The 18,554-nt window shown below is 35.2% G+C and carries 10 protein-coding genes and 5 pseudogenes; 5 read left to right on the top strand and 10 right to left on the bottom strand.

Annotated features, from left to right (window positions below; genetic code table 11):
* Positions 1–104 precede the first annotated feature (104 nt).
* Positions 105–2,195, bottom strand: a complete 2,091-nt coding sequence (locus ABWU58_RS01170; RefSeq protein WP_353283349.1) for a DEAD/DEAH box helicase — start codon at positions 2,193–2,195, stop codon at positions 105–107.
* 78 nt (positions 2,196–2,273) lie between these two features.
* Between ABWU58_RS01170 and ABWU58_RS01165 the strand changes: the two are divergent.
* Positions 2,274–2,699: pseudogene (locus ABWU58_RS01165) on the top strand (IS4 family transposase); the annotation flags it as partial.
* 169 nt (positions 2,700–2,868) lie between these two features.
* Here ABWU58_RS01165 and ABWU58_RS01160 read toward each other — a convergent pair.
* Entirely contained in the window at positions 2,869–3,075 is a 207-nt protein-coding gene (locus ABWU58_RS01160) for a hypothetical protein (protein WP_353283684.1), read from the bottom strand.
* Between the two features lie 67 nt (positions 3,076–3,142).
* Entirely contained in the window at positions 3,143–3,442 is a 300-nt protein-coding gene (locus ABWU58_RS01155; RefSeq protein ID WP_353283348.1) for a transposase, read from the bottom strand.
* Positions 3,443–3,504: 62 nt separating this feature from the next.
* Here ABWU58_RS01155 and ABWU58_RS01150 point away from each other — a divergent pair.
* The 3 genes and pseudogenes from ABWU58_RS01150 to recO all read left to right on the top strand — a co-directional run.
* A pseudogene (locus ABWU58_RS01150) lies at positions 3,505–4,123 on the top strand (IS4 family transposase); the annotation flags it as partial.
* Positions 4,124–4,549: 426 nt separating this feature from the next.
* Positions 4,550–5,104 (top strand): annotated as a pseudogene (locus tag ABWU58_RS01145) (PDDEXK nuclease domain-containing protein); the annotation flags it as partial.
* A gap of 206 nt (positions 5,105–5,310) precedes the next feature.
* Positions 5,311–6,033 (top strand): DNA repair protein RecO, encoded by a 723-nt coding sequence (gene recO / locus ABWU58_RS01140; protein WP_353283347.1) that lies wholly within the window; start codon positions 5,311–5,313, stop codon positions 6,031–6,033.
* A gap of 144 nt (positions 6,034–6,177) precedes the next feature.
* Here recO and ABWU58_RS01135 read toward each other — a convergent pair whose 3' ends face one another.
* Positions 6,178–7,560, bottom strand: a complete 1,383-nt coding sequence (locus tag ABWU58_RS01135; protein ID WP_353283346.1) for a PleD family two-component system response regulator — start codon at positions 7,558–7,560, stop codon at positions 6,178–6,180.
* Positions 7,532–7,849, bottom strand: coding sequence for a hypothetical protein (locus tag ABWU58_RS01130; RefSeq protein ID WP_353283345.1), 318 nt, complete (start codon positions 7,847–7,849; stop codon positions 7,532–7,534). Before ABWU58_RS01130 ends, ABWU58_RS01135 begins: the two co-directional genes overlap by 29 nt.
* Positions 7,850–7,934: 85 nt before the next feature.
* On the opposite strand from ABWU58_RS01130, the gene ABWU58_RS01125 reads away from it, so the two are divergent.
* Complete coding sequence (locus tag ABWU58_RS01125) at positions 7,935–8,954, top strand: IS110 family transposase (protein WP_353282737.1); 1,020 nt, start codon at positions 7,935–7,937, stop codon at positions 8,952–8,954.
* 508 nt (positions 8,955–9,462) lie between these two features.
* Here the strand turns inward: ABWU58_RS01125 and ABWU58_RS01120 are convergent.
* The 5 genes and pseudogenes from ABWU58_RS01120 to ABWU58_RS01100 all read right to left on the bottom strand — a co-directional run.
* Positions 9,463–9,744: pseudogene (locus tag ABWU58_RS01120) on the bottom strand (response regulator); the annotation flags it as partial.
* Entirely contained in the window at positions 9,716–10,012 is a 297-nt protein-coding gene (locus tag ABWU58_RS01115; RefSeq protein WP_353283344.1) for a hypothetical protein, read from the bottom strand. The pseudogene ABWU58_RS01120 and the gene ABWU58_RS01115, both read right to left, overlap by 29 nt.
* A gap of 5 nt (positions 10,013–10,017) precedes the next feature.
* A complete protein-coding gene (locus tag ABWU58_RS01110) occupies positions 10,018–14,724 on the bottom strand; it encodes an NAD-glutamate dehydrogenase (RefSeq protein WP_353283683.1) in 4,707 nt (1,568 codons plus the stop codon).
* 27 nt (positions 14,725–14,751) lie between these two features.
* On the bottom strand, positions 14,752–17,409 hold the full coding sequence (locus ABWU58_RS01105) for an ATP-dependent Clp protease ATP-binding subunit (protein ID WP_353283682.1): 2,658 nt from the start codon (positions 17,407–17,409) through the stop codon (positions 14,752–14,754).
* Positions 17,410–17,528: 119 nt separating this feature from the next.
* Positions 17,529–18,293, bottom strand: a pseudogene (locus ABWU58_RS01100) (IS5 family transposase).
* Between the last annotated feature and the right edge of the window lie 261 nt (positions 18,294–18,554).

Raw genomic sequence — 18,554 nt, 5'->3', positions numbered from 1 at the left:
TAGCCTTTCTTATAATAGTCCGAATGCGATAAGATATGTGTTAGCAGGCCAAATGTTGTTTTTTTACATTTTTAAGATAAGAAGTGGATAGCTGAACTTGTTTTTTATACAGCATTTCTTATATTGATCAAATCTTTCAATTGATTATTGCTAAATTCTGTAATCCAACTTTCACCGCTACTTATAGTTAAGTTTGCTAACTCTTTCTTGCTTTGAATCATCTCATCAATACGCTCTTCAAAAGTACCTGTTGAAAGTAGCCTGTACACCATAACATTACGTTCTTGTCCAATACGGTACGCTCTATCTGTTGCTTGTGCTTCCACTGCTGGATTCCACCATAAATCGTAATGTATTACATGGTTTGCTGCTGTTAAATTAAGCCCTGTTCCACCAGCTTTTAAAGATACTATGAGAATATTTGATCGAAATGAGTTTTCAAAATCATTAACCATTTTGTCTCGTGCTTTACGGGATAAACTTCCATGCAAAAATGGCACTTTTGATTCAAACTTTTCTTCAAGTAGCCTAGCTATAATCTCACCCATTTCAGTGTATTGAGTAAATATCAATGATTTTTCTGCAAGCTCACTAATTCCTATCAATATCTCTTCTAGCATCTGCATCTTTCCTGACTGTTCAATACTTGCACGCTTTTTCTTGCCAAAATGCGATGGATGGTTACAAACTTGCTTTAAAGCATTGATAAGCTTAAGAATTAGACCCTTACGTTCAATTCCTTCACTCCTTTCTATCTTTTTCATAGTTGTGTTAACTACTTCTTGATAAAGTGCTGTTTGCTCTGGAGTTAGAGAACAATAACGATTATTTTCAATTTTATCTGGTAGATCCTCTATAATGCTTTTATCACTTTTTACCCTACGTAGCATAAAGGGATGAGTAACTTTCATGAACCTCTCTAGACAAACTTTATCTCTCGCTTTTTCAATTGGCGTTGCAAAACGAGTTTTAAATTCCTTAGGAGTACCAAGGTAATATTTATTAGTAAAATCAAAAATACTCCAATATTCTAGTAGCCTATTTTCAACAGGTGTACCACTCATAGCTATTTTATTTTTTGCTGCAATAGCTTTTATAGCTTTACTCTGTTCACTATGGGGATTCTTTATATTTTGGGCTTCATCAATCACGAGCAAAAACCATCCTACTCTGTTAAGCTCTTTTTTATCACGACGTGCAAGACCATAGGATGTGAGAGCTACATCATAATCATTTGCCAATTCTCGATTTTGTCCATGATAGATAAAAAGCTTTAATTCTGGTGCAAAACGTTCCATCTCTCGTTGCCAATTGCTTAATATGCTTGTTGGTGCTACTATCAAGACTTTATCTTCATCTAAAAATCCTGCATTCTTACAGTATAAAATGGCTGCAATAACTTGTAGTGTTTTACCAAGACCCATGTCATCAGCAATTATACTACCAAACCCCGTCTCTATGTTCTGCACAAGCCAACTAAATCCACGTTTTTGATATGGACGTAACTGTGCTGTTAGGTTACTTGGTACATCAACAGGTACATAAGTGTTAAGCTTTTCAAATAGGCTTTTAATCTGCTGATCAAGTCCTACCTTTGCTCCATCTAGTTCACCTCCTAAAGCAGCTTGCATCAGCTCTGCTTGACTCAAGCGTTCAGGTAACTTATCAAATTTTTTCAGTAGAGCTTCTACCTCCTTATCATCCAAAAGCACATATTGGTCTATAATCTTTATAAGTCCACGAGAATCTTTCAGTAGCTTTTTAAATTCTGTAATGCTTATCTCTTTATCACCTATCGCTATTTTCCAATCAAACTTCAATAATTTTTCAAGCGTTAAGAAACTTTTCCGATCTTCTTCAATTTTGCCTTTAGCAGATAAATTAAGACTCAACTTTGGCTTTAGGATTTTTTCCAGTGATTTCGGTAAGATAACTATAACGCCAATTGCTTTTAACACCGGCAAGATATTTAAAAACAATGGTGCAAAATCATCTAAGCTAAACAGTAATCTACTGCTGTCGTCAATCGATCTTTCTAGCTCAGGTATGTATTCGGACAGCATTCCCATATCAGATAAAATGCTCAGTTTTGTGCTGCAGTTAGACAATGCTTTTTTCAGCTTTATTATCGATTTTCCATCATCTAAAGATACCTGTATATCAAGCTCAAATCTTTCATAATAATCTTTTACCATTAAGTAAAGTTTGTATAGTTTATCTGTTAAATAAAGCCGTGATAACCAGAGATTAATTGATTGAGGTATTTCTTTACTGTGAGTACAGAAGGCTTGGCGCTAGGAATATTAGATCAAAAGGTTTATTTGAGGTCTACTATTTCTGAAGAAGACAAAAGCCATGTTAAAAAAAACGATAGTGTCCATATTGAAGATAAAGAGAGTATAAAATGGATAGAAACGTTAAAAGAAACAAACATTAGTCTAGATTCATCTCAGACTGAAGCTATAACTGTATGCGATAGGGAAGCAGATATTTATGATTTTTTTGAACTTGCACATAGTCTTAACTCAGCAGTTTTAGTAAGAGCTTGCCAAAATAGAGTAGTAAATAGAAAATATCGATGTCCTAGAAAAAACGAACAAAAGTTGTGGGAAGTTATTAAATCCTCCACTTGTGCAGGTATAATAAAAGTTGAAATTCCTGCAAAAGATAATAAGCCAAAAAGGACTGCATCTTTAGAGCCTGTCTTGAAAGGGCTTAAGTAGCTAATTTAGCAAGCATAATAGTAATCATATTAAAGGAGATATTAGTTTTTGAAGTAAGAGGAATAATCCTTGCTCATACGTCTAAAATTGGAAAGCCAAGCAAAGGTTCTCTCAACGCTTAGGAATAACCTGGAATCCTGTAACATCAACAGCTTTCTTGGTAATGGTTAATAAACATCCTGTTTTCAATAAACAGCGGTTTTGCTATGTATCCTTGATCAGCAAAAAACTTACGTAAAGTTGGAGCTTTGCATTTGGCTTGAACAAAAAGATTTGGGGCACCATCACGATCCTGAATGCTTGCACTGTGTACTTCAGCAGCAATTATAAGACCTACAGTATCCACAACAATGTGACGTTTTCTACCCTTTATCTTCTTGCCAGCATCATATCCTCTGGATCCCCTTTTTGAGTGGTTTTCACTGATTAATTATTCCTACCGAAGGTATTTCATTTTTGCCAACCATTTTTCTTACCTTTTTTACTAACATATCGTGTATTTCTTCCAATTTGCCACTATTACGCCACCTGAGAAAATAATCATACACCGTTTTCCATGGCGGAAAATCTTTTGGCAGCATTCTCCACTGGCAACCACCTCTCATTATATACCTTATTGCATTAATAATCGTTCTGATATTGTGCTTCCTTGGCCTCCCTATCTCTCCTTGTGCAACATGTGGCTCCAAAATTTCCCATTCCTTATCACTTAGATACAATTTCCCCTCCTATTTTTTACTTACACTATCATATTCTTTTCCTCATTCCTTTTCAAGACAGGTTCTTAGAGGTTAGGTTTGAAAAATTTATGATGAATCCATCTAAAAATAATATTAGGCATAGGACGGAGAAATTACCTGACCTACCATTTTATGCAGTTTATGTTGCTGAAAAAGATCCTTTCTCTGGAGCAGATCCACTAGAGTGGATGCTTTTAACAAACCTTCCAGTCAATACCTTTGACGAAGCTGTTGAAAAAGTTAGTTGGTATTGCCTTAGATGGAAGATAGAGATATTTCATAAAATCTTAAAATCTGGTCTAAAAGTTGAGGAATGTAGACTTGGAACAGCAGAAAGATTAGTGCGGTATTTAACAGTGATGAGTATTATTGCTTGGAGAATTTTATTTATTACATCAATTGCAAGCAACATTACCGTGTACTGCCTTGTTAGCTGAAGAAGAGTGGAAAGTTTTATACGTTAAAATACACAAAAAACCATTTCCAAATGTAACACCTACGATAAAAGAGGCTGTTTCATGGATTGCTCAATTAGGTGGTTACTTAGCAAGGAAAAATGATCCAGAACCAGGACCTTCTGCTCTTTGGAAAGGATGGAAACGTCTCTTTGATTTATCAGAAGGGTGGAGGCTCGCTCATCAACCTCATATTTGTGGGTAATAGTAAGATAGCAGCTTGTGGTTGGCTACCTACTTATATTTTAATGAATATAAGAGCTTTTATGTGGTTACCCCGTTCCATGGCTTCGTTTCACGTTAAACTTAGATTCCTACTATTTGCCGGAAGCTGGGAACATCAATAACTAAAGTCTTCAATCTTTAGTTCCCCTTTTGCTTCGTACCATTTTGGTCTATGCGTAGTTCAACCTCTTTTCGCATACTATGCTTTGACGACAATTCAAACATAGGTTCCTCTCGTAATCATATCTAACTCTGTTTGCAGGATGAGGTTTAGTGTTACCTGCTTTTATCTCATGCTTGCATCCCAAAGGTTGCCACCCTTTGAAATGTGAGACATACATTATCCCCGACGTCTAGGGAAGATGGAATTTAACCATCACAAAACCACGGCTTTCCGGGTCGCACTGAAGAAAAATTACCATCCTCTCAATCAGATTTAGCACATTATACATTAAAAGATCCGTATATTTTTGATTTTTTAAGTATAGGTAAGGATGCTCATGAAAGAGAAGTAGAAAAAGGACTCGTAGGACATATGGAAAAATTTCTGTTAGAACTCGGTGAAGGATTTGCTTTTGTTGGCAGACAATTTCATTTAGATGTTGGAGATGAAGACTTTTATATTGATTTATTATTCTACCATTTAAAATTACGTTGCTTTATAGTGATTGAGTTGAAAGATAATAAATTCAAACCAGAATACGCTGGAAAAATGAATTTTTATCTTTCTGCAGTGGATAATTTGCTAAAACACTCAACAGACCAGCCATCTATAGGATTAATTTTATGTAAATCAAAAAATAATGTACTGGCCGAATATACACTGCGAGACATGACAAAGCCAATAGGTCTTGCAGAATACCGAATAACTGAAAATCTACCAGAGAACATAAAAACAGCTCTACCGACGATAGAAGAATTAGAAGCTGAATTATCCAAAATTTCAGATAAGGAAAAGTAATGTTACTAAAATCATTCAAACAATTATTTAGCAAACCAAAAACCAAAAGCTCAGCATGGAGGCTCAGGAAGAAGAGTGGCAGCCAATAACTTACTCTCTCATAGCCTTGAAACTTTGGAAGCAAACAGTAACAGAGTAAGCGATTTTTATGGATTACAAGCTCTAGGTGTACTATCCTATAATATCATACGGTCAATATACTCTAAATGAGATGGAAAGATGAAGGCATCATTATAGCTGCTAAAAAATACGGCGATAAAAACTTAATTCTTTCTCTGTTTACAAAAAATCATGGAAAGCGCAGGGGATTAACTAAGCTAACAAACAATAGCAATTATAAGTTTCAAATAAGTAATCTATTACATGCAGAATGGAGTGCTAAGTTACCTGAAAATCTAGGTTTTTTAAAGTGCGAATTAATCGAATCTCCATTCCATCATTTCTTTCAAGATAGGTTAAAAAGCATTACTATTGTCTCTTTCTCCTCTATTTTAGAAAAAGTGCTTCCAGAAAGTGAACCCTGTGCCGTGCTGTATGACAATTTTCGATATTTCATCGATGTAATTAAACACAACAATCAGTCTTGGCAAAGCCATTATCTTAACTTAGAGCTTCTGCTTCTTACGCAATTGGGATTCAAGTTAGACTTATCCAAATGCGCTATAACAGGTGTTAAGGAAAATTTACAATTTATTTCTCCAAAAACTGGTAGAGCAGTGTCAAAAAAAGCAGGAGATTATTATGCAGATAAACTCCTACCTTTTCCACAAATGTTGTATGATGTATACAATAATAACCTACAAAGCAGCTACTCATTCCAAGAATTTCAGTTAGGACTGAAAGTCACAGGATATTTTTTAAATAAGTATCTATTTTTGCAGTTAAACATGAAATTTCCGGAGCTGAGAAACCTCATGTTGTCGCTTTAACCTTAGTTATCATTTTTTTGAAATCATTTCAGAAATCTATAGCTAACCCAAGCAACACGTCATACCGCGATTCATTCGCGGTATCTCAGCATAGATTCCGCTAACGAGTAGTGGAATGACGGTTGTCGGTAAACTTAAGCCACTTTAGCCATAGCCAGTAACCACTCTATTTCTACCACTGTTTTTTGCCTTATATAAATATCTGTCAGCGCGTACTATAAATTTTTTAATATCATCAAAGTCAGATCCTTGCATTTCTGCAATTCCAATGCTCACAGTTATGTTATGGGTTGTATTTTTGTCCGCAAGTATAAAAGGTTCTTTAGCAATAATTTTTCGTATTCTCTCCGCAATAGTATACGCATCTGATGTATCGGTATCTGGCATTACAACAACAAATTCCTCACCACCAAATCTAGCTAACAAATCTGTCACTCTAATATTTTCAGAAATTCTTCTCTGTATTTGCTTTAAAAGTTCATCTCCAGCACTATGCCCAAAACTGTCATTCACTACCTTAAAATAGTCTATATCAAGTATCATAAGAGACAACCTTCTATCCTTTTCCACAGAGTCCTTAACAATGTTTCTTAAGTGTGCATCAAAATATCTTCTATTATAACAGTTAGTTAATGGGTCCTTTATAGACATTTCCGCATTATTAAATAAATTCATTCTCAAGGCATCTTGATATCTTTTGCGTTTTACTTGCGAATTAACCCTTGCTATTAACTCACCCTCATCCAAAGGTACTGTTAAATAATCATTAGCACCTACATCAAGTGCTTTTACTAAATTGTTTTTATCATAATCCTCAGAAAGAATTAGAATTGGTGTATAACGTGTTTCTACTTTACTACGAAACTCAGAACACAAACGCAGGCCGTCAGTTTTTGAAAACTGCATATCAGAAATGATCAGGTCGTAATTATTCTTAATACCAACCTTTAATGCTTCCACTGGATCACTCAATATTTTAATTGACCTAAAGCGGTGCTTTAGTACATTATATATCTGCTCTGCTTGAAAGACATCTTCATCTACAACAAGTATGTTAGCATCAAAAATCTGATTAGAATAATCCATAATACTGTTTCCTGCTACTCCGCCAATCTCAGCGTTGGTTTCTCCTCTTAAACGCAATTCATCTATAATCATTTTTAAGCGCGTGAGAGACTTAATTCGTGCAGATAAAGCAGTTTCGTTTATTGGTTTAGTCAGAAAATCATCCGCGCCAGCATTAATACCTTGCACTCTATCATGAGTGTCATGCAGCGCAGTTACCATAATTATTGGAATATGGGTTGTCAAGGGATCACTCTTTAGCTCCTTACAAACTTGAAAGCCATTCATCTTTGGCATCATGATATCAAGTAATATAATATCGGGCTGCTGCTTTGCTACTAAATCTATAGCTTCTTCACCATCATGAGCTACGATAACCGTATAGTACTCTGCTTTTAGTCGAGCTTCTAAAAGCTTGACGTTAGATAGTACATCATCTACTACCAGAATCTTCGCTGTCATTATCTTTAGATGTATTATCTATATCGTAAGTAGGATAAAGCTTGCCATTTTTACCAACTATATAATTTACTTTCTCAGTATTACACTCTTTATATAAGTCTTCAACTCCTGCGTCTTTCAATAACCTCCTAGCTTTTGATTTTATAATCATAAGATACCTATATGTATTCCTAATAAGATCAATAAATACAGGCACCTTATTTCTATCAAGAACAATTATGCTCACTAAAGCAACGACCAAAATTTCTGAAAGACATACTGTAATTGCAATTGAATGATGGAGAGACATACTCCATTATTTTAGCGCGAAGTAACAAATTCAATAGAATGAGTTCTTCAAAAATAATTTAAACTTTTACGGTAGGAGTAGTCTCATGAAATATTATAGTGGATTAGATGTCTCACTCAAAGAAACTTTTATTAGTATCGTTGATGAGAAAGGTAAGATTGTTAAAGAGGAAGTTGTTGCAAGCGAAAGCAAGGCAATAGCAGAGTATTTGCTTAGTCAATGCAAAAAATATGAAGCCATAGGAATAGAAAGTGGACAGTTATCAATACCAATGTGCAAAGAGTTAAGGAATCTTGGATTGCCAGTAATTTGTGTAGATGCGAGACATATGGCAGCAGCATTATCTGCAAGGATCAATAAGAATGATAAAAATGATGCAAGAGGTATAGCACAAATGATGAGAGTTGGGCTATTTAAGGAGGTATTAGTAAAATCAGACGAAGCTTGTCAGGTTAAAATAATGCTTGGAAGCAGAAGACAATTAATACGTAGCAGAGAGCAAATTGCGGGGACAATAAGAGGATTACTGAAAATATACGGAATAAAAGTTAATCAACGTCTTAGTTCTGCAAACTTTGCTTTCAAAATGCAAGAAACAATTAACAATCTAGATGAAATTAGCAAAAACTCAATTGAATCATTAGTACATAGTTTAGAAACAATAGAAGAATCGATAAGAAAACTTGATAAAATGCTCTCAAAGCAAGGTAAAAAAGATGAGGATTGTAAATTATTAACTACTGTTCCAGGAGTTGGTATTATAGTAGCAATGACATATAAAGCTGCAATAGATAATCCATATAGGTTTGAAACATCCTATACGGTTGGAGCCTATATGGGATTAAGCCCAAGACAGTACGCTTCTGGTGAGATTGATCGACACGGAAGTATATCAAAAATGGGGCCAGTGGAATGTAGGAATATGTTGTATGAAGCTGCACAAGTCTTACTGGTAAAATGTAAAAGGACATTTAAATTAAGAAGCTGGGGATTAAAGCTTGCAAAAAAGAAGGGTATGAAGAAAGCAATTATTGCTGTAGCAAGAAAATTATCTGTAATTATGCATAGGATGTTGGTTAACAAAACAGAATTTTGTTATCAATAAACACTAAAGGAGTATAAACAATAATTTTACTGAAAGTAAAGATAGTAATGCCGATGGAAGGGATAAGCAAGAATTTAGGTTGAAGCATAGACTTCGTGAAAGACATGTTGCCGTCCACTTCCGCCTAACAAGTATAGTGCGGCTTGGCAAATTAAAATTTTGGCCATGTTAGACCGCGGAGAGAACCATGGAAGCATACTACTTTAACTTATGTAAAATCATTAGGGTGATGGGGAAAATATGACACTTTAATTTTTATAAACCTAATGAATATGTGAATAAGCACTTTAAGTGTGTGTAGCGTACTTATTCACATATTCATTGGCTGCATAATTTAAAAGAGATTAATTAGAAATTTAGTGCTGGTGTTTTTATTGCCAATAAAACCCCTTTTGATTGAATAAGATAATACAATAGTAAATAAAAGGTTGCATTAGAGCTGAATTTTATATCAAAAAATATTTTTCATGATACAAAAAATTATTATTGACTTTCATGCAATTAGAGAACCTTGCACTCTATCATGAGTGTCATGCAGCGCAGTTACCATAATTATTGGAATATGGGTTGTCAAGGGATCACTCTTTAGCTCCTTACAAACTTGAAAGCCATTCATCTTTGGCATCATGATATCAAGTAATATAATATCGGGCTGCTGCTTTGCTACTAAATCTATAGCTTCTTCACCATCATGAGCTACGATAACCGTATAGTACTCTGCTTTTAGTCGAGCTTCTAAAAGCTTGACGTTAGATAGTACATCATCTACTACCAGAATCTTCGCTGTCATTATCTTTAGATGTATTATCTATATCGTAAGTAGGATAAAGCTTGCCATTTTTACCAACTATATAATTTACTTTCTCAGTATTACACTCTTTATATAAGTCTTCAACTCCTGCGTCTTTCAATAACCTCCTAGCTTTTGATTTTATAATCATAAGATACCTATATGTATTCCTAATAAGATCAATAAATACAGGCACCTTATTTCTATCAAGAACAATTATGCTCACTAAAGCAACGACCAAAATTTCTGAAAGACCTATATTGAACATTTTTCCTATGAAGCAAGTACTTTAATCCTCCTAATTATAAATATTAGTTTGCTTAAATCAAGTTTAGAAGCAACCATCTCATCTAAAAAACTATTATAACGTTCTATGTAGTCCTTATCATTATAAGCCCAGGTTTGAACCTTATCTTCGGGGTTATCAGTAGCTTTTATGACTTTAACAGCTAGCTTATAATGATAATTGCTTAAATCGTCCAATAAATCATTAACTAAGCTGCGATCCCAATAAGAAGAGCGGCTTTTCATCTTGATGGCAATTGTTCTAATCAGGTCGAATCTTAGCAGAGATTTTAACTCAAAGTATATTTTACCAGCGTTAAGAATGGGCAAAGATGTTTGCTCAGCAATGGATATAACGTCCAGTGCATAAGCAAGAACGCATAGGTCAGCAACTTTTTTTGCTGGATCTTTATTTATATTAAGTTCTACTAAAGAAGTTAATCCATGATTATAGACCTTTAATAGGTGTTCATCTAAAACATCAGTTAAGTTCTGGCCTAAAGTTTCAATTGCATCTTTAAATTTTGTAACATCATCCAATTCTACAAAGCTAAGCTTGCCAAGATTTTTTACTAACCAAAACGATACTCTGCCAATAAATTTCTGCACATTTCTCACTATTTGTAAGTATGAGTTAATATCAATTTTTCCATCCAATTCATCAATTTTCTGCCACAGGTTATTTAAATCATATAGGTGGTTAACAACGATATATATGTTAACTGCTTCGTGTACCTTAATTCCAGTGTTCTCAGCCAAATTATTGATGAATATACAGCCCATTCTATTCACTACATCATTTGCAATGCAAGTAGAGATAATTTCTCTACGAAGTTGGTGTTTTAATATGAAATCCTTAAACTCTATTACCATCTTTTTAGGAAAATAACCTAGCAAGTAGTCATTAGATATAAGATCTTTTTCAGGCAGATCGGAATGTATAATTTCATTTTTTATTGCCGTTCTAGCATAAGACATTAGAATAGAAAGCTGAGGAGAACTGAAACCTTCTGCACCAGTTAACATCCTTGCTATCTCTTCTTCAGCTGGAAGAAATTCTACGCTTCGGTTTAACAGCCCAGATTTTTCTAAACTGAGCAGTAACCTGTGGTGCTGTTCCAATCTCTCTTTAGCTTGCAAACACTCAAGAAGTAATGCTTTTGTTTCAATTCTGTTGTGGTTCTCAAGCACTTTGGATGCAACTTCATCCACCATACTTGCCAGTATTTCATTCCTTTTTTCTAAAGAAACATTTCCTGCTTTTATAGCTGAAACAAATGCAATCTTGATGTTGACTTCAAGGTCCGAACATATCACTCCGGCTGAATTATCAACAAAATCTGCATTGATATATCCACCTCTCTCAGCATATTCTATTCTTCCAAGCTGTGTACAACCAAGGTTCCCACCCTCTATAAACATAGAAGCTCTAATATCTTTACCATTCACTCTTAACTCATCGTTTGCTTTGTCACCGACCATGCTATGATTTTCACTCTTTGCCTTAACAAACGTGCCAATTCCTCCATTCCATATGAAGTCCACTTCTGCTTTGAGTAGATATCTAATCAAATCACTTGGAGGTAGCATATCTTCTGTTATATCAAAGCATTTTTTTATTTCTTGAGAAATGTTTACTTGCTTGCTGCTACGCTCAAATACTCCCCCACCTTGAGAAATCAAATCTTTGTTATAATCCATCCAAGTTGAAAATGGTAACTCAAAGAGACGTTTACGCTCTGTGAAACTCTTTTCTGCATCAGGGTTTGGGTCAACAAAAATATGCATATGGTTAAATGCGCCGATTAAATGTATATTTTTTGAAAGCAGCATACCATTTCCAAATAAGTCGCCAGCCATATCCCCAATTCCAATAACAGTTGCATTTTGGTAAATATCCTTATTCATTTTCCAAAAATGCCTCTGTGCTGCAATCCATGCACCTCTGGCTGTAATACCCATTTTTTTGTGATCATAACCTGCTGATCCACCAGATGCAAATGCATCGCCAAGCCAAAAATTGTATTCAGAGGCTATCTGGTTGGCATAATCAGAAAATGAAGCAGTGCCTTTATCCGCTGCAACTACCAAGTATGGATCATCCTCATCATACCTAATGACATTTTTTGGCGGAATTATTTCACCATCAACCACGTTATCAGTAATATCAAGCATTCCTCTGATAAAACTCTTATAGCATTCAACACCTTTCTCTCTTAAAATATCTTTGTCTTTATAAACTTGCTTAATTACAAACCCACCCTTTGCGCCAACAGGTACAATAACCGCATTTTTTGTCATCTGAGCTTTCATAAGCCCCAAAACTTCAGTGCGAAAATCTTCCGTCCTATCCGACCACCTTAAGCCACCACGGGCTAATTTCCCTCCTCTTAGATGTATTCCCTCAAAAAGGTTTGAATAAATATATAATTCACGATACGGGCGAGGATCAGGCAAACCATTTATTTTACTTGAGTCAAATTTTGTAGATAAATATGGTTTATTATCTTGATAATAACTGGTCCTTAAAATAGCCATTATCAAGTTAAATATCGAGCGCAAAACGTAATCATGTGAAACATTGCTGATCTCTTTTAAAAGTTCCTCAATTTTTTCTCTGAAAATGTCCGTGGTTTCTGCTCTATCAATGTCTATGTTAGGATCAAATCTTGCATGAAATAGTTGTATCAAATACTTTACTATTTTGGGATACTCTGAGACTACCTTTTGGATATATTCTGGATTGTAGTTAAATGACATCTGCTTTAGGTAAGCACTTAACGCTCTAACCAGAAGCACTTCTTTCCACTCCAGTCCAGCAATAATGACCAAACTATTGAAATAATCATTTTTAATTTCCTTTCTAAACACTTTCGCAAGTGTTATTTCAAATTGCTCTTTTAGAGTAATGTTGTCTATTAATTCGTCGACTCTTGACAACACAAAATGGTGTATCCATATTCCGCCGTTAATTTCTATGTAATAGCCATTATGAGATAGAATCTTAGCTCCCAAATTCTTAGTAATTCTTAATATCTTCGATAATTCAAGACCTCCATTGCTCGAAGTGTAAACCTTTAATTGATAATTAAGATTGTCACGAGTAAGTCTTAAATCGACCTCGCTAACTCCTTTTTTCCTCACTATCTCCAATTTTTTCATATCGTAATATGCGTCATTAGGTTCGAAACTCTCTTGATAGCTTATTGGAAATGCCTTGCAATAACGGATGAATATATCCTCAACAGTGCTGAAAGTATTATATAAATTGTCTATAAAACGATCTTCCCATTTTTCCGTAATGTTCCTTAATTTGTTTTCAATACGCAAAACTTCATCATCAGGAACACTAGCATTTTTGGTCTTTAGCACTACATGCAATTTCATCAAATCATATTCATTGATAATGTGATTGTTATAAATATCTGAACTTTCTGCACTTGTCTCATCCTTCAATATGTCACGTATCTTGAACATTAGCCTAGCGCTAGCATAACGCATTGGTATCAGCACTATGCAACTAATAAAATCCCCTACTCTTCTTAAAAATAATCTGACCCTTGGCCTAATCGCAAGAGACATGATCGAAATGCAAATTTTAAATAATTCGTCTTCATTTGATTGGAATAATTCATCACAAGAGAATGCTTGTAAAATAGAAATTAAAGCTTTGTTATTGTGGCCCCCGGTTACAAACCCTGCACTTTTTTCTATAACTTTAACTTTATCTCTTATTATTGGAATAGTTCGAATATCTTGGACCTCCGCTACAGAAGTAAATAGCCCGAAAAAACGCCGTTCCTTTACTACATTACCCTGGTCATCAAATTCTTTTACTCCTATACAATTCATGTATGTACGCCGATGGACTATTGAGATTAGATCTGATCTCAATATGTATAAGGAATCAAGGTTTGCAGAAGGAATCAACGTACTTTGACCTACTCTTATCAGGCCAAGGTCCTTTTTGCTATCACAGACGAGTTTTTCATCTTTACCAGCAATATATTCTTGATAACCTAGAAATACAAAATTATTGTTTTTTAGCCAATCTAAGAAATCCTTTCCTGGTGTCACTCCAGCATTCGACGCTGGCTGCTCGATGGCAAAAAGAAGACTTTTTGCTTTATCAAGTTTCTTGAGCATTAAGTGCCAATCTTTCACAACGCAATTAACTGCTTTCAGCGTTTTTTGTAGAGATTCTTTTAATGTATCAACAAAACTGTCACTTATACCTTTGATAATTACATATATAACTGACTCTTTGACTCCATTGCTTTCTTCCAAAGAGCAAATCTCGTCTATTAGGCCATCTTTTCTTTTAATGTTAATTATGCTGTTACTGTAATAGCATATGGTTAAATTGTGCGATTTAATAGTTGCAATAACAGAATCAACCAAAAATGGCATATCATCGTTTGTTATCTTAATCGTGGTAAAATCGCCTTCTATTCCTGGTATATCATCTATATTACTTACTACTAACTTACTTTCATCTTTCTCTTTTTGAGAAATAAAATTGTAAGCATCGTTTACAATATATAGCAAAAACTTATCATTGGCTTTTAGGTCGCTTTTATAAACAAAACTATAAAAATACTTAATGAATTTTTTAATTTTTTCTTTATCTTGCTGATTTTCTTGATCAGCTAACTTAAATAAAGACTCAGTGTCAACATTATGATCTATACACATTTTTTTTAACAAAAATACACAGTGAACTTAAACCTTTTTAACTAAGATTTCATTATCAAGAGCGTACACTATTAGCTCATCATTTTCTACTACTTCCCCTGATAAAACTAATTTAGCTAAATTATTTTGAATACACTCTTGTATAACCCTTTTTAAGGGCCTTGCTCCATATTCAGGGTCATAGCCAGTTTGTGCTATTAGTTCTTTAGCTTCCTGTGACAAACTTATACTCAGTTTACGCTTAGCAAGTGTTTTTTGTAAATAAGAAAATTGAACATCTATAATTTTATAGATGTCATCTCTGGTTAAACTGTGGAATATAATAATTTCATCCAGCCTGTTTAAAAATTCTGGACGAAATGTTGATTTAACTATTTGCATCACTTCATTTGATCTCTCTGGTGTCATTCCAGTGCGTGACGCTGGAATCCACTTTTTTTCCTGGATCCCAGTGTCAAGCACTGGGATGACAGAGGGCTTTTCAAGAGAGCTATTTTCTTTTGCTCCTTTAAGCATTATCTCAGCGCCAAGGTTAGAAGTTAAAATCAGTATGGTATTGCGAAAATCAACTAATTTGCCATGACTATCAGTGAGTCTACCCTCATCCAAGATTTGCAGCAATAGATTAAATATATCTGGATTTGCCTTCTCTATTTCATCAAACAGAATAACCTGATATGGCCTTCTTCTTACTGCTTCGGTTAATCTGCCACCTTGCTCATAGCCAACATACCCTGGAGGCGCGCCAATTAGCTTTGAAACAGAATGTTTTTCCATATATTCTGACATATCAAAACGCAAAAGCGCTGATTGATCGTCAAACAGAAATTCAGCAAGGGCTTTTGCTAGTTCTGTTTTTCCAACCCCGGTTGGGCCTAAGAATAAAAATGAACCGAAAGGTCGATTAGTATCTTGCACACCAGAGCGAGAGCGCCTAACTGCATTACTTATTGCTTCTATCGCGCCTTTTTGCCCTATTACTCTTCTTCCTATTTCATTCTCCATGTTAAGAAGTTTTTCCTTTTCGCTGTGCATCATGTTATCAACTGGAATTCCTGTCCACTTTGAAACAATGTTTGCGATATCATCTCCAGTCACTTCTTTCTTTAAGAAACTATCAGTAACCTTTTCCTGATTTTTTAATTCATTCTCAAGCTGAGGAATCACACCATACATCAGCTCTCCTGCTTTTCCTAAATTTCCACTCCGCTGAGCCAATTCCAGCTCTTTTCTGGCGTTATCTAATTTTTCAACTGTTTCTTGTATTCTAGCTATTTTATTCTTTTCCATCTGCCATTTGCTGTTCAAGTCAGCAAATTTACTGTTTAGATTTTCGATCTCTTCATTTATCTTTTTTAAACGCTGTTTAGAATTTTCATCACTTTCTTTTTTTAGAGCTTCTGCTTCAATCTTTAGCTGTATAACCTTTCTCTCAAGTTCATCAATAACTTCAGGCTTGCTATCCATTTCAATTCTCACCCTACTTGCTGCTTCATCAATCAAATCAATTGCTTTATCAGGTAAAAACCTGTCTGTTATATATCTATTGGACAACGTTGCAGCAGCAATTATTGCACCGTCTGTAATTCTTATACCATGATGCACTTCATATCTTTCCTTCAAACCCCTGAGTATTGAAATGGTATCAGTTTCAGTTGGTTGAGAGATAAACACAGGCTGGAAACGCCGTGCAAGTGCAGGATCTTTTTCTATATGTTCACGATATTCATCTAAAGTTGTGGCTCCTATACAGCGAATTTCTCCACGCGCAAGAGCAGGCTTCAGCAGATTCGAGGCATCCATTGCACCACTTGTTGCTCCTGCTCCAACTAAAGTATGAAGCTCATCTATAAACAAGATAACTTTTCCCTCCGCTCTCGAAAGCTCATTAATCACTGCTTTTAGCCTTTCTTCAAACTCCCCTCTAAATTTTGTTCCAGCAATTAATGCGCCAAGATCGAGGGCTAAAACTTTTGCATTACGCAAACCAAGTGGCACATCGTTTGCAACAATTCTGTTTGCAAGCCCCTCAACTATTGCAGTTTTTCCAACACCAGGTTCACCGATCAGCACTGGATTATTTTTTGTCCGCCTCAGTGATACCTGCATAGTTCTTCTGATCTCTTCATCACGACCAATTACAGGATCAAGCTTGCCTTGCATAGCAAGCTCTGTAATATCTTTTGTATATTTCTTTGCCGCGTTTAATTTTTCCTCACTATTTGGCGAGTCCGCACTGTTGCCTTTTCTCATTTCTGCAATAACTGAGTTCAGTTTTTGTGAAGTCACACCATTCTCTGCCAGAACTTTGCCTACAGTATCATCTTTTTGTGCAGTGAGGCCCTGCAGTAAACGCTCAACGGCAACAAACGAATCTTTATTCCTCCGAGCAATACCAATTGAATCTTCAAAAACTTTTGCTATTTCTCTTGAAAGTTGAAGGCCACCACTTCCTGGCCCTTCAATTACTGGCAACTTTTTTATTGCGCTATCCACAGCATCAGAAATACTTTGCACATTTCCACCACAAGCGTTTATCAAATCCTGAACTAAACCTAATTCATCCTCAAGCATTACTTTTAGTAAATGCTCAGGCATAAAAATCTGATGCCCAGCTCCCAACGCTTTCATCTGAGCACTTTGAATTAGACTTTTTGCTTTTTCGGTAAATTTATTTAAGTCCATAACACCAGTTAAATCCGTATTTGCTGATGTATATAACAACTGATTTCATAAATTTAAACCTAAAGTTGTTTATTGTTAGGTATGGTCTGCAAAAATTTAAAACTTTCTTAAGAACCTGTTTAAAATCTTCGTAATAGGAGAGAAATGAAGGAAAGGACAATCATTTGCAAGCTGGTATTGAGTTTACGTTCGCAATTTTTCCACAACCGCCTACACTTTTCCAACCAAGCAAAAGAGCGCTCAACGACCCATCTCTTTGGCAATACAACAAAGGTATATAATTCACTTCGTTTTATTACTTCAACGGTTGCACCAATAGTCGTTTTTATTTGAGTTGCAAAATTTTCTCCTGTGTAGCCAGCATCAACCAATATGTTTTTAACTTCAGAGAGGTTTTCTTTAGCATTTTCGATCATTCTCACAGCGCTACTACGATCAATTGCTTCTGCAGTTGTTACATAAATTGCATGTTTGTGTATCTACTGCAATATGGCCCTGAAATCTTTTTGCCTGCATCATAGCCCTTTTCCTCAGCAGTATCTGCGTTTTTAACGCTTTGAGCATCAATTATACAGAAACTGGTTTTCTCTTTCCGACCATTGCTCTCTCCAACTAATTTTTTTTAAGACTAATTCCAACAAGCTTGCCTCTTCTCCATTCTTTTTATTCCACATTTGAAAATAGTAATATACGCTCTCCCACCTTGGAAAATCTTTTGGCAATATCCTCCACTGGCAACCACTTTTTAGGACGTATAACACTGTACGAAATACATCATACAAATCAAGTTTTCTTAGTCTCGTTTTCTTCCTGCTACTCTCTAGTATCGGTCTGATTTTTTCAAATTGCTCTCGACTTATATCGCTTGGATAACTTTTTTGCATATATACACCTCATTCTTAATCTACCACTATTTTACCTCTTCTCTCCGAGATTTTAAACAGGTTCTTAGCATAGATCCCGCTAACACGTAGCGGAATGACGAGGTTATCGTCATTCCGCTGCGAACCGTCACACTGCCGCGGTATCTCATCCGCTAACAAGCAGCGGGATGACAGCAACCCTACGTCATATCAACTATGTTTTTTTTAAATTTTTTGAATTTAGTTTTATTACAACTCTTGTTTATAATTTTGTATTTTTAT

Source organism: Wolbachia endosymbiont (group A) of Pogonocherus hispidulus (assembly GCF_964028195.1).
In the GTDB taxonomy this organism is placed as follows: Bacteria; Pseudomonadota; Alphaproteobacteria; order Rickettsiales; family Anaplasmataceae; genus Wolbachia.
The sequence above is the reverse complement of the archived record's forward strand: the minus strand, read 5'-3'. Positions and strand labels throughout refer to the sequence as shown.

What these genes read in the sequence shown, in the direction of transcription:
- recO (WP_353283347.1), top strand. Translation starts at nt 5,311, where the DNA reads ATGAGATGGAAAGATGAAGGCATCATTATAGCTGCTAAAAAATACGGC.
- ABWU58_RS01135 (WP_353283346.1), bottom strand. Translation starts at nt 7,560, where the DNA reads ATGACAGCGAAGATTCTGGTAGTAGATGATGTACTATCTAACGTCAAG.
- ABWU58_RS01130 (WP_353283345.1), bottom strand. Translation starts at nt 7,849, where the DNA reads ATGTCTCTCCATCATTCAATTGCAATTACAGTATGTCTTTCAGAAATT.
- ABWU58_RS01170 (WP_353283349.1), bottom strand. Translation starts at nt 2,195, where the DNA reads ATGGTAAAAGATTATTATGAAAGATTTGAGCTTGATATACAGGTATCT.
- ABWU58_RS01105 (WP_353283682.1), bottom strand. Translation starts at nt 17,409, where the DNA reads ATGGACTTAAATAAATTTACCGAAAAAGCAAAAAGTCTAATTCAAAGT.
- ABWU58_RS01110 (WP_353283683.1), bottom strand. Translation starts at nt 14,724, where the DNA reads ATGTGTATAGATCATAATGTTGACACTGAGTCTTTATTTAAGTTAGCT.
- ABWU58_RS01125 (WP_353282737.1), top strand. Translation starts at nt 7,935, where the DNA reads ATGAAATATTATAGTGGATTAGATGTCTCACTCAAAGAAACTTTTATT.
- ABWU58_RS01115 (WP_353283344.1), bottom strand. Translation starts at nt 10,012, where the DNA reads ATGTTCAATATAGGTCTTTCAGAAATTTTGGTCGTTGCTTTAGTGAGC.